The organism is Hubeiibacter jixunmingi (genome assembly GCF_041928215.1).
Lineage (GTDB): Bacteria > Pseudomonadota > Gammaproteobacteria > Pseudomonadales > Moraxellaceae > Acinetobacter.
In genome coordinates this window covers 18,792-29,764 of the sequence record NZ_JBHFHK010000024.1, presented here as the reverse complement: position 1 = coordinate 29,764, position 10,973 = coordinate 18,792, and the positions used below count along the sequence as shown (strand labels likewise).

Genomic DNA, 10,973 nt, shown 5'->3' with positions numbered 1-10,973 from the left:
AACCGATGAATCTTTTGCTGCTAATATCTATCTGGCTGCAACAATAATCAATTTGTGTTAATTGTCAACACGCCCTATATTTTCAATCTTTTTGACTTCTTTATCAAACCTAATACCTGCTAAAGGAATAATCGATGCAATCAGTCCAGTAATAAACATCTTTAGAGGCCACTTTCTGATTTGACATACTACCAGCAGCATAACAAAAAACATGAGAAATAAAATGCCGTGTGCCATACCTACAGGACGAATAAGACTTGGATTGTCAAAAATATATTTCATTGGCATTGCCACAAAAAACAGTAAACATGCTGAAATGCATTCTATGAGTGCCATCGTGCGTAAAGCTTGCACTATTTTCATTTGAATCACCCTAAATTTAACAATAAAAACAAGAATTTTAACACCAAAAAGCGATGATTAAAAAATTAAACACATAAAAATAGCCAGTATGTGAGGTTACTGGCTATTTTGTTTTTATACGGAGAAAATAGATATCGAGCAAAGCACCTACCGAATTGTGAGGAAGGTGGCAAAAAGCATATATTTATTGATGATGCTGGACAATAAATACGAACTTAAGGTGCTTTTTGCTTGAATCTACCCTTATTAACGTCGTGTTGATTAAATTGGTTGACAAAATTTTTTTAAAAATTTAACTTAATTGCAATTTTTATTTCTATTGAATATTTTTTATGCATTTTTTTCCTTATTATCGCTTATTTTCGATTTGGCTTATTGCACTGACTGTATTATTTAACCTGATTGGTATGATTTCAAATAGCATTGCACAAGTGATGAGTATATTGATTCTTTTGCCATTTATGATTGCATTTTTTATGATGTGTAAAAAATATGCCAAAGAGCAGAAAGCAGGATTAAATAAAAAACAACGTTGGTCGATTGCCATGACTTGCAGTGCATTGTTTTGGATTTATTTAATTCTAGCAAATTTGGTGGGTTATTTGATCCAATTCGGTTTTAACTTCCAGTCACTTGCTGATGCCTTTAGTCAAAATATGATCATTATATTAACCATTGGCGTATTCTTCTGTGTCAATGCAGTCTTAACAGGTTTGGGCTATTACTTCTTAGGTAAACCTTTGGATATGATGATTCAACATCACCATCGCTAACCGTCCGACTTTCAGTATTTTTATTTAAAATTGCGACATCACTGTCTGTGTCGCAATTTTTTATTATCTGTTCGGATTAGCCTTGCAAACGTGTACGTTTTACTGCCAAATGCCATTGTTGCAAACGGGCTTGTCGTTCATCTTGTGACATACTAGGTTCAAAACAACGATCTAATTGCCATAAATCCGCCAGTTCCTTTTCAGAATTGAAATAGTTGACTGCTAGACCTGCCATCATTGCAGCACCCCAAGCGGTACTTTCCAATAGTTTGGGTCTAAGTACAGGGACGCCCAATAAATCTGCTTGAAATTGCATCAGCATATTATTTTGACTTGCTCCACCATCGACACGTAACTCAGTTAAAGCGTGCGGACTGTCTTTTTGCATCGCATCCAACACATCGTACACTTGAAAAGCAATTGATTCTAAAGCAGCACGTGCAATGTGAGACTTATTGCTGCCACGGGATAAACCACAAATTAAAGCTCTGGCATCACTATCCCAATGTGGTGCAGCCAATCCTGTAAAAGCAGGCACCATCGTTACGCCACCATTATCATCAACTTGATTTGCTAGACGCTCAATATCTTCACTACGTCGAATAATACCAAGATTATCACGCAACCATTGTACAATTGCACCTGCCATAAACACACTACCTTCTAATGCAAAGTAATTGTGCTGTGGTGTTTGCCAAGCCAAAGTAGATAATAGTTGATGTTGGCTATACTGAATGTCTTGTCCAGTATTCATCAACATAAAGCAACCCGTACCATAAGTGTTTTTTGCCATGCCTTCACTAAAGCAACCTTGTCCAAATAAAGCAGCTTGTTGATCACCCAACACCCCTGCAATCGGGATTTTACTTGCCAATAAATCCGTAGCAGTATGCGTGATCACTCCTTGTGATAAGACAATTTCGGGCAAAATGGATTTGGGAATAGCAAATAATTCTAATAACTCATCGTCCCATTGTTGTGTTGCCAAATTCATCAGTAAAGTGCGTGATGCATTACTGACTTCAATGACATGACGTTCACCTGCCGATAATTTCCAAATGAGCCAACTGTCAATCGTACCAAATGCCAAATGACCTCGATCAGCCAACGCTTTGATCTCGGCATGGTGTTGTAAAGCCCAAACCAACTTACCAGCACTAAAATAAGGGTCTAGTCGTAATCCTGTTTTTTGTTGGATTTTTTCTTCCAAGCCTTGTTCTTTGAGCTGCTGACACCACTCACTAGCACGCCTATCTTGCCACACAATCGCTGGCAATACAGGTTCACCTGTGCGTTTATCCCATAGCACGGTTGTTTCTCGCTGATTGGTTAGACCAATTGCAGCAATATCTTTGGCATACAAATTGGCTTTTGCCAAAGCTTGTTGCATCACGGCAATTTGTGTTTGCCAAATCTGATTAGCATCTTGTTCTACCCAACCTGATTGAGGTGTCTGGATATCAATCTCTCGTTGTGCCAAAGCCTTTATTTGAGCTTGTTCATCAAAAATAATCGCACGGCATGAACTTGTGCCTTGATCCAAAGCCATTAAATAAGCCATTTTTTGTGTCCTAATATGTTCAAATATTTCGTGGATAATGTAGCATAGCTTCAGCGAATGTTTGCTTGTATAACGTTAAAAATTTTGAATTTCCAAAAAATCAAGCCTAGATTAGGCAAAAGGTTACTTTTATGTATCTGACCGTGAAAAAGCTGGCATTTTTCCTATAATTACTTTATAATTCAAAATTCATCAGGGGATGTTATTGGCTTCGACGCTGGTAACGAAACTCATAGATGCATGCCGAGAGTGCGTTTTCTCTCGTAAATAAAATACGCTTTAAAATAGTCGCAAACGACGAAACTTACGCTCTAGCTGCCTAAGGGCAGCTTGTCCGCCTAACAGAATACTTGTGGTCTGTTAGCCCGACTGAAGCGAACGCACACAAGTCCGTATAAAGTCATGTCTCGGGGCTTTATACCAAACTTAGAGAATCGCACCTCGTACCCTGTTCGTCGGGTCACTTGGTGTTAAATCAATAGACGATATCTAAGCATGTAGTATTCTCGAGTGTAGTGCTTGCGGACGCGGGTTCAACTCCCGCCATCTCCACCACATACATTTATAACACTTTATTACAATTGATTAATCTTAATCAAAGTAATCAAAAAAGCATATAATATCAATGTATTATATGCTTTTTTTGTTAGTTTCTATCAACATCTCAATCATGCTTAATCATTGCTAATCACACTTAATTAGTTATAATTGTTACACCAAATTGACACTGTGTAACACACCTATGCTTTCTGAACTCGAAATCAAAAGCCTTAAACCAAAAGAAAAACGCTATTCAGTCACTGATGGCGAAGGTCTATCTATTGATGTGATGCCGAACGGCAAAAAGCGTTGGGTGCTGTCATATCGCATCAACGGCAAGCAAACTCGTAATACGCTTGGCGAATACCCTGAACTGAAAGCCAAAGACGCACGCAATTTGGCTCGTGCGAAAAAGCTAGAAAGCCAAGGCAAAGTTAAAAAAACTTGATTTTGCTACGCAATGCATGGTATAAAGTAGTCATAATGAGCGAGTTATGCTTGTTATGAATTTTTTTAAGCTCAGTCGAAAGATTGGGCTTTTTTTATCTAGCCGTCCTTTTTAGGGCGGTTTTTTTGTTGGAGAAAAAGATGGCTAATGTAAGTAAAGAAGAGCTTTATTGTAAACTGATTGATGTGTTATTTGCTGGAGCTGTACAAGCTACGCCTGATGAAATTAACGATGAAGTCATTCGTATTGTGGATACGATGTTGGTAGAAATCACCAAATGTCATAATACGGTTAAGCCTTTGGCAGTGTTATTTGATGGTTTGGCAACGATGTATGAAAATGCAGTGCCTGAAGAAATTAAATTACTAATAGCATCAACGACTTGGCAGGATTACCTTAAAGGTAAAATTCAAGGTGCGATGCTTGATAAAATCAAGGAAATTTTGGGCGTAAAAATTCCTGAACCAATTGAAAAAGCTCAAAAAACATTAGAAATTGCTCAAGTATTTTATGAGTCTTGGATTAAATATAGCCAAAAAGACCGCCGTTTATTATTGTGTATCAATAAAGCTCGTGCTAATTGGCGTTCGCCAGTGCAAATTGCATTGATGGGCTTGTAAGTTTAAGCAACCAAAGATATACTTTTTTTAAGTATACCTTTGGGGACTATTTATGATTGATAAAAGCAAAATCTATATTGTCTATGTGCTGTGCTTGTCATTTATCCTCTTTGCAACACTGTTTCCAAGGCAGACTGCAACGTATAAGAGTGGATTGGCTTATTTTGCTACAGCAAAATATAGTCCACAAATGATGATTGCATTTTGTATTATTTTTGGTGGTGCTATATTTATAAAAGGGTTTTTACATCCTGACGTCAATAGATTGTGGACGTTGCTTTTTGGTATGTCGATATTATTAAGTATTGCTTATACATTACTTCGGTCTGGTTGGTTTTAAGCCTTGCAATATGCAGGGCTTTTTTTTGGAGCGAGATCCATGCAACAACTATCCCCAAACCGATTAGCGATACACAAGCCAAGCACAATTAGATATATGACCAAGCCAGCTAAGGCGAACTGGGGGAATGGTCGAGGTGGTCGTCCATGGCGGCGGATCAAACAAGCCGTGCATGAGCGTGATCAATACACGTGTCGCCACTGTGGTATCGTGACTAGAGACTTAGAGTGCGACCATATTGTCAATATGGCAAGCTGTGGTACACATGATATTGACAACTTGCAATCACTTTGCAAAAGTTGTCACCAAGCAAAGACTCAAGTAGAAAGCCAAGCCTAAGTGGGGGGGGTAGAAAAAATACTGGTGGCAGTTTGCTTGGACACCGCCCCTATTCTCGTTTATAAAAAAAATTTAATTTTGAAAAAAATGTCCGAAATGTCTTAACGGCTTTCCCGATGGAGTACCGAAATGTCTTTAACGTCAAAGCAAGAAGCCTATTGCCAAGCGGTGGCAGATGGACTTAAAGAATTAGATGCATTAAAGCAAGTTGGATATAATCCACAGTCCGCTGGCAAGCAACTGTACCGCTTGCAAGATAATCAAGCAGTGCAAGATCGTATCGCCGAGCTAAAAGCTATTAACTTAATCAACGCATCTGATGCCGCAAGCGGCGATGCAAAAGTGGATGCCAAAATCACTGAAAAATTATCTGCGATGGATTTTTTGCGAGATACGATTAATAATCCACAGCAATCAATGAAAGTGCGTATTGCTGCTGCCATAGCCGTATTGCCATATGAAAAATCAAAACTTGCACCAAAGGGCAAAAAGGAAGATGCTGTAGATACTGCCAAGCAAGCAACCAAGTCTGGACGTTTTTCCACGTTTAGCAACCAAGATTTTTTTGATAGCGACAGTATGCAATGAGTAACCACGGCTGGACCACGGCATTGCCCGATTGGGCAATGCGAATTAAATGGTCTGGTGTAAAAAAAATCGCCTAATCCAAAAATTAGGCGATTTTTAAGTTAGGGGATTTCTCCCCTGATTTTTACTTTAACAATGCTACAAAGCTAGCTGCTAAGGCGATGCTTGCTACAATCAGAGCTAGCCATGGATGCCATTGCGTCTCTTTTTGTAATTTCAACGTTTCAGCTCGTAGCTTTTCCGTTTCCATCTTTACACGATCAATTTCAGCCATTTTCAGCTCCTTGTTAAGATTTTGCATTTTTAACTCCTGCTTACTATGTAAGCGTTGGTCATTTTTCAAGTGCGGTATTGCTCTTGATAAATACATTATATGACTTTTAAAGTCATATTGCAAGTATTATTTAAGATGCTTTTAAAAATTCTTGCATGATTTTCCATTTCACATCGGGCATTTCAGCCTGCCCAGATTCCCACCTTGCAACTTGTCTATGCCCAGATTTCAGTCCAAGTTTTTCAGCAAGTTGTGTTTGCGTTAAGCCTAAGCGTTCACGGGCTTTTTTGATGTTTTCTGGGTTTTTAATGTTGTTTTGATGGTTGCTTAATAGTGCATCAAGTACAATCATTAATTCGTCATTGTGCATCTGCGTATGCTTTTTTTTATCTTTAGCAATAAACCATCCATTTTTACGGCTTTTAGATAAATCAAGCGGACTACTATCAATCAATGCCTTTGCATCGCCTAATGACAATCCTAATTTTTTGATAATAAACATTAAAATATCATTAGCAGATACATTATCCACATTATCAAGCAACAATCTGTTTGCATCTTTGCTATGCAAAATCGTGCTGTCTTGCTCAATTGTAACTTGAGCTGATTTGTTTGCATAATCACGTGCAGTTGCACGATAAAAAGACCAGGCAATGTTTGCATTATCTGTCTGTTTTACAATGACATTGTCAAGTTTGATGCTATACATGATGCGATATAATTTGGTTAATAGTATCGCTATATTAACATAGCTTGTCATAAGATGCCCCTTGATTTGTCAATTTCATCAGCCCACCATTGCATCAATTTTCGCCTTTCAGCAAGTTTTTTTGCATGGTTGTATGTGCCACGGATACCTGTAATTTTATTGGCTTTTTACTACGCTAAATTAAAATGCTTGGTATGATAAAATGTTGCCTAGCTGCTTTCTTTGACATCTCTTAATTAATGATGAGCAATCACAATCAAACTTAATCATAACTCATATGTTACACAATCGTTACACAACAAAGCATTCATCACATGAAAATATTATAAATATCAATAAATTATTTAAATAATTATTATTCCGCCATCTCCACCATATTTTATTATAAAATCCAATGACTTAGGTCGTTGGATTTTTTCTTTGACAGGATTTTGACACGCTAGTGCTATTTTCACAAGAAGTCTATAAATTCATCTTTCTAAATCTAAAGCGTTTAAGAAATCAACAAAAGTATTGAATATCAATATTTTATTATCTCCATTTTCAAAAAAATCATCATGTAGCCAATAATAAACTTCACCGTTACCATTAAAATTTAAATTTATCAAATAATAATTACCACCAGGGTCATCAGCAAAAGGAAGAAATCCATATCCAAAATAATCTTCATCAAAATTTTCCAAAATCAAACCTAAAGAGTTTTTTTATTTTCATCCCAAGACAGAAACTGATTGACACTTACATCTCCTGCTGACGTGTTATTTAAGACATATTCATCAAATGACCCACCGTTATATTTAAACATAAATTCTTTGTAACTATCTGGGATAATTAGTTCATCTCCCATATATTTGGCAACTGCACTTATAAAGCTACCCCAAGCTATTTCTGTCAAAGAAACTTGAGTATCTTCGATTGCTAATTCTCTAATCATACACCACCTCTTTCTTTAAGTTCACTGTATCACTGCTAATATGAATAAAACTTCTCTATATTGAATTGTCAAGTTAAAAAATCATTCATCTACTACTCTTTTTGCTCTCGGATGTGCATCATGATATTTCTCAGCCAAGGCTTTAAAGTTTAGATGGGTATAAACTTGAGTTGTAGATAATTTTTCATGTCCAAGCATTTCTTGCACTGTACGCAATTCACCGCCATGACTCAGAATATGCGTTGCAAAACAGTGTCTCAATAAATGTGGGTAAATATCTTGCCCAAGTCCTGCTTGTATCGCACGTTGTTTGATACGATATTGTACTTGGCGAACACTAATTGCTTTAAACTGATTAGAAATAAAGACAAAATCATGTTTAAACTGATGTTCTTGTTGCAATCTTTTTCGATAATCTAGCCATGCAATTAAAGCTTGTCGTGCTTTGGAGCCAAAAGGTACTTGACGCTGTTTGTTACCCTTACCGAGTACACGAACGTGTTGCTGTGACCAATCTATATCATGTATTTTTAGATTCACCAATTCACTGACACGCAGTCCGCTGGCATATAATAATTCAAACATGGCGGTATCTCTCAGCCACAAAATATAGTGTTTAGAATGGATATCTTCAGGTGCATCAAGCTGTAAAAACTGATTTACTTGATCTACAGAGAGCATCCCTGGTAACGCACGCTGTGGACGCTTAAATTTGACATTAACAGGATATTGTAAAAACTGTTGTTTCACTAGCCATTGCATAAACTGACGAATTGAAGATAGAACCCGTTGAATAGTGGTATTTGACCATTTTTTATTTTCTACACAATCTCTTAAATAATCTCGTATATCACTGCTCTCAATGTCTAACAATGCCAAATCGTATTTTTCACAATGTTCTAAAAAATCACGTACATCTCTTTCATAAGCGATAATGCTATTTTTTGCAAAACCTTGTACTGTCAATATACCAAGCCATAACTTCAAATAGATGATTGGATGTTGCTCGGCTGTTTGTTGTAATTGTTGCTTACCTTGTTGATAACCTTGATAAAATAAGCCATTAAATAAGAGTTGATCAGAAATTTTTAATGTAATCGGAATAAATTTTTGATAGTTTTTTAGGCATTGATGCAGATGATTTTTCATAATTTTAGCATTAATAAGGATTAAAAAAGATTATATTCAAACTTAAACCTTGGCATTAAGCAATATAATCTTTTTTAAAGTGTCTAAAACACGCAACGACGACTTGTATTACGCTGTATCTCAGGTTTATAACTGAAAATAGCGTAAATCAAAACGTCCTTCATAGACCAAAGCTGTCGGACCAGTCATCCACACCACATCGTCTTTTTGCCAAGCGATATTTAACATACCACCTGCCAATTCAATATCCACTTGGTTATCTAATAGACCACGGCGAATACCACTCACCACCGCTGCACAAGCACCCGTACCACAAGCTAGCGTTTCACCTACACCACGTTCAAAAACACGTAAGCGTGCTTGCTTGCGATTTAAAACTTGTAGAAAACCTGCATTTACACGTTCTGGGAAACGAGCATGGTTTTCAATCTGTTTACCTAGATTTTTAACATCAGCAGTGATGACATCATCAACAATGGTGACAGCATGCGGATTTCCCATATTTACCACATCAATATCTAATGTCGTTTCATTCAGCTCTAATGGGTAAACCGCTAAAGTTTTCTCTGCAATAAATGGGATTTGTGCGGGTTCAAAGCGTGGCTTACCCATATTTACACGTACCCAACCATTTGCACCCAGCTCAGGTTCAACAATTCCTGCTTTGGTTTGTACACGAATTTTGTGCTTAAAAGTCAGCTGACGTTCATAAACAAAACGTGCAAAACAACGCACGCCATTGCCGCACTGTTCGACTTCAGAACCATCGGCATTGAAGATACGATATTTAAAATCTGTTGTCGGGTCTTCAGGTGGCTCAACAATCAATAATTGATCAAAGCCGATACCAAAATGACGATCTGCCATGCGTTGAATGGTAAATGGATCTAGTTGTGCACGTTGACGAACCAAATCCAACACCACAAAGTCGTTGCCCAAACCTTGCATTTTACTAAATTCTATGAGCATGAATTTTGAAACCTAATTATTAAAAAACAATGCAATATAGCATATTTTTATACGGAAATAAGCTTATTTTGCAGCAAATACACAGACAATCCCATTATGGCAATAGATGCTCATATTGCCATAATTGCTCTAAGCTTTCACGCTCTCGAACCAAATGTACTTGTTCACCATCTACCATCACTTCAGCCGCACGTCCACGCGTATTGTAATTAGATGACATCACAAAGCTATATGCCCCTGCACCCATGATTGCCAATAGGTCTTTTTCTTGTAAGGCCAAATCACGATCTTTGGCAAGAAAATCACCCGTTTCACAAATCGCCCCAACAATGTCCCAAGTTTTTACTTCGTTTGCTTGGCTTTGATTAACGGCTTTGACATCCATCCAAGATTGATATAATGCTGGTCGGATTAAATCATTCATCGCCGCATCAACAATAGCAAAATTACGATGGTGAGTTGGTTTTAAAATATCGACTTGGGTTAATAGCACACCAGCTGTAGCACTAATCAAACGCCCTGGTTCTAAATACACTTTTAGACCCAAACGTTGCAAAATTGGCATCATAGCATCAGCATATTGTTTTGGTGTAGCTGGTTGTTCATCTTTATATTGCACACCCAAGCCACCGCCAATATCAATGTGTTTTAAAGTAATGCCGATTGCTTTTAACTCATCAATCATCTGTTCAAGCTTAATCAATGCATCAACAAAAGGTTGCGTATCTAGTAGCTGTGAACCAATATGACAGTCAATACCGATAATCTCTAAGTTCGATAAGCTGGCAGCATAGCGATACGTATCTAAGGCATCATCATGAGCAATACCAAATTTATTTTCTTTCAATCCAGTCGAAATATAAGGATGTGTCTGTGCATCGACATCTGGATTAACACGTAAAGAAATTGGTGCGATTTTATTGAGACGACTTGCAACCTGATTAATACGTGTTAACTCACGATATGATTCAACATTGAAACAAGCAATCCCTGCATTCAATGCTACTTCAATATCTTGCTCAGTTTTACCTAAGCCCGAAAATACGATTTTACTGGCATCACCACCTGCTTTAAGTACTCGAGCCAGTTCACCGCCAGATACAATGTCAAAACCCGAGCCATTTTGGGCAAGTAGATTAAGTACCGCAAGATTAGAGTTTGATTTTACCGCAAAACAGACTTGATGCTCGATTTCGGCAAAGGCATCATCAATCGCATGAAAATTCTTTAAAAATTGTGCTTTTGAATAAACATATAATGGCGTACCAAACTTCTTAGCCAAATCATTTAAGTTACAATCTTCAGCATATAATGTATTGTTCTGATAGACAAAAGCCATCTTGGTACTCCAAAAATAAATCTGTAT

At 37.3% G+C, this 10,973-nt stretch carries 14 protein-coding genes, 1 other RNA gene and 1 pseudogene; 7 read left to right on the top strand and 9 right to left on the bottom strand.

Going from position 1 to position 10,973, the window contains the following annotated elements:
* Positions 1-57 precede the first annotated feature (57 nt).
* Positions 58-363, bottom strand: coding sequence for a DUF3817 domain-containing protein (locus tag ACEYX7_RS05545; protein ID WP_374900291.1), 306 nt, complete (start codon positions 361-363; stop codon positions 58-60).
* Between the two features lie 332 nt (positions 364-695).
* Between ACEYX7_RS05545 and ACEYX7_RS05540 the strand changes: the two genes are divergently transcribed.
* Entirely contained in the window at positions 696-1,136 is a 441-nt protein-coding gene (locus ACEYX7_RS05540; protein ID WP_374804213.1) for an ABZJ_00895 family protein, read from the top strand.
* Between the two features lie 76 nt (positions 1,137-1,212).
* Here the strand turns inward: ACEYX7_RS05540 and glpK are convergent, their stop codons facing one another.
* A complete protein-coding gene (gene glpK, locus ACEYX7_RS05535) occupies positions 1,213-2,697 on the bottom strand; it encodes a glycerol kinase GlpK (RefSeq protein WP_374806911.1) in 1,485 nt (494 codons plus the stop codon).
* Positions 2,698-2,892: 195 nt separating this feature from the next.
* On the opposite strand from glpK, the gene ssrA reads away from it, so the two are divergent.
* The 6 genes and pseudogenes from ssrA to ACEYX7_RS05505 all read left to right on the top strand — a co-directional run bounded on the left by ssrA (position 2,893) and on the right by ACEYX7_RS05505 (position 5,572).
* Positions 2,893-3,252, top strand: a transfer-messenger RNA (tmRNA) gene (ssrA, locus tag ACEYX7_RS05530).
* Between the two features lie 187 nt (positions 3,253-3,439).
* A pseudogene (locus tag ACEYX7_RS05525) lies at positions 3,440-3,673 on the top strand (Arm DNA-binding domain-containing protein); the annotation flags it as partial.
* 152 nt (positions 3,674-3,825) lie between these two features.
* A complete protein-coding gene (locus tag ACEYX7_RS05520; RefSeq protein ID WP_374805117.1) occupies positions 3,826-4,305 on the top strand; it encodes a hypothetical protein in 480 nt (159 codons plus the stop codon).
* 52 nt (positions 4,306-4,357) lie between these two features.
* Positions 4,358-4,645, top strand: coding sequence for a hypothetical protein (locus tag ACEYX7_RS05515; RefSeq protein WP_374900290.1), 288 nt, complete (start codon positions 4,358-4,360; stop codon positions 4,643-4,645).
* A gap of 96 nt (positions 4,646-4,741) precedes the next feature.
* On the top strand, positions 4,742-4,984 hold the full coding sequence (locus ACEYX7_RS05510) for an HNH endonuclease (protein WP_374900293.1): 243 nt from the start codon (positions 4,742-4,744) through the stop codon (positions 4,982-4,984).
* Positions 4,985-5,113: 129 nt separating this feature from the next.
* Positions 5,114-5,572 carry a hypothetical protein gene (locus ACEYX7_RS05505; protein ID WP_374805119.1) on the top strand — a complete coding sequence of 153 codons (459 nt, stop codon included), beginning with the start codon at positions 5,114-5,116 and terminating at the stop codon, positions 5,570-5,572.
* A gap of 124 nt (positions 5,573-5,696) precedes the next feature.
* Here the strand turns inward: ACEYX7_RS05505 and ACEYX7_RS05500 are convergent, their stop codons facing one another.
* From ACEYX7_RS05500 to lysA, 7 genes are all read right to left on the bottom strand, one after another.
* Complete coding sequence (locus ACEYX7_RS05500; protein ID WP_374805025.1) at positions 5,697-5,873, bottom strand: hypothetical protein; 177 nt, start codon at positions 5,871-5,873, stop codon at positions 5,697-5,699.
* 103 nt (positions 5,874-5,976) lie between these two features.
* The gene (locus ACEYX7_RS05495; protein ID WP_374900289.1) at positions 5,977-6,606 is read right to left on the bottom strand and encodes a helix-turn-helix domain-containing protein; all 630 of its coding nucleotides are present in this window, start codon (positions 6,604-6,606) and stop codon (positions 5,977-5,979) included.
* 419 nt (positions 6,607-7,025) lie between these two features.
* Positions 7,026-7,238, bottom strand: a complete 213-nt coding sequence (locus ACEYX7_RS05490; RefSeq protein WP_374805027.1) for an SMI1/KNR4 family protein — start codon at positions 7,236-7,238, stop codon at positions 7,026-7,028.
* Positions 7,239-7,246: 8 nt separating this feature from the next.
* Positions 7,247-7,489: a hypothetical protein gene (locus tag ACEYX7_RS05485; RefSeq protein WP_374900288.1), complete on the bottom strand. Its 243-nt coding sequence runs from the start codon at positions 7,487-7,489 to the stop codon at positions 7,247-7,249.
* A gap of 81 nt (positions 7,490-7,570) precedes the next feature.
* Positions 7,571-8,638 (bottom strand): tyrosine-type recombinase/integrase, encoded by a 1,068-nt coding sequence (locus ACEYX7_RS05480; protein WP_374805029.1) that lies wholly within the window; start codon positions 8,636-8,638, stop codon positions 7,571-7,573.
* Between the two features lie 126 nt (positions 8,639-8,764).
* Complete coding sequence (gene dapF, locus ACEYX7_RS05475) at positions 8,765-9,607, bottom strand: diaminopimelate epimerase (protein WP_374805030.1); 843 nt, start codon at positions 9,605-9,607, stop codon at positions 8,765-8,767.
* A 94-nt stretch (positions 9,608-9,701) separates the two neighbouring features.
* Complete coding sequence (gene lysA / locus ACEYX7_RS05470; RefSeq protein WP_374805031.1) at positions 9,702-10,946, bottom strand: diaminopimelate decarboxylase; 1,245 nt, start codon at positions 10,944-10,946, stop codon at positions 9,702-9,704.
* Positions 10,947-10,973 lie beyond the last annotated feature (27 nt).

Excerpts from the sequence above, each read along its gene's own strand:
- ACEYX7_RS05545 (WP_374900291.1), bottom strand. The coding sequence starts at position 363 with ATGAAAATAGTGCAAGCTTTACGCACGATGGCACTCATAGAATGCATT.
- ACEYX7_RS05540 (WP_374804213.1), top strand. The coding sequence starts at position 696 with ATGCATTTTTTTCCTTATTATCGCTTATTTTCGATTTGGCTTATTGCA.
- glpK (WP_374806911.1), bottom strand. The coding sequence starts at position 2,697 with ATGGCTTATTTAATGGCTTTGGATCAAGGCACAAGTTCATGCCGTGCG.
- ACEYX7_RS05520 (WP_374805117.1), top strand. The coding sequence starts at position 3,826 with ATGGCTAATGTAAGTAAAGAAGAGCTTTATTGTAAACTGATTGATGTG.
- ACEYX7_RS05515 (WP_374900290.1), top strand. The coding sequence starts at position 4,358 with ATGATTGATAAAAGCAAAATCTATATTGTCTATGTGCTGTGCTTGTCA.
- ACEYX7_RS05510 (WP_374900293.1), top strand. The coding sequence starts at position 4,742 with ATGACCAAGCCAGCTAAGGCGAACTGGGGGAATGGTCGAGGTGGTCGT.
- ACEYX7_RS05505 (WP_374805119.1), top strand. The coding sequence starts at position 5,114 with ATGTCTTTAACGTCAAAGCAAGAAGCCTATTGCCAAGCGGTGGCAGAT.
- ACEYX7_RS05500 (WP_374805025.1), bottom strand. The coding sequence starts at position 5,873 with ATGCAAAATCTTAACAAGGAGCTGAAAATGGCTGAAATTGATCGTGTA.
- ACEYX7_RS05495 (WP_374900289.1), bottom strand. The coding sequence starts at position 6,606 with ATGACAAGCTATGTTAATATAGCGATACTATTAACCAAATTATATCGC.
- ACEYX7_RS05485 (WP_374900288.1), bottom strand. The coding sequence starts at position 7,489 with ATGATTAGAGAATTAGCAATCGAAGATACTCAAGTTTCTTTGACAGAA.
- ACEYX7_RS05480 (WP_374805029.1), bottom strand. The coding sequence starts at position 8,638 with ATGAAAAATCATCTGCATCAATGCCTAAAAAACTATCAAAAATTTATT.
- dapF (WP_374805030.1), bottom strand. The coding sequence starts at position 9,607 with ATGCTCATAGAATTTAGTAAAATGCAAGGTTTGGGCAACGACTTTGTG.
- lysA (WP_374805031.1), bottom strand. The coding sequence starts at position 10,946 with ATGGCTTTTGTCTATCAGAACAATACATTATATGCTGAAGATTGTAAC.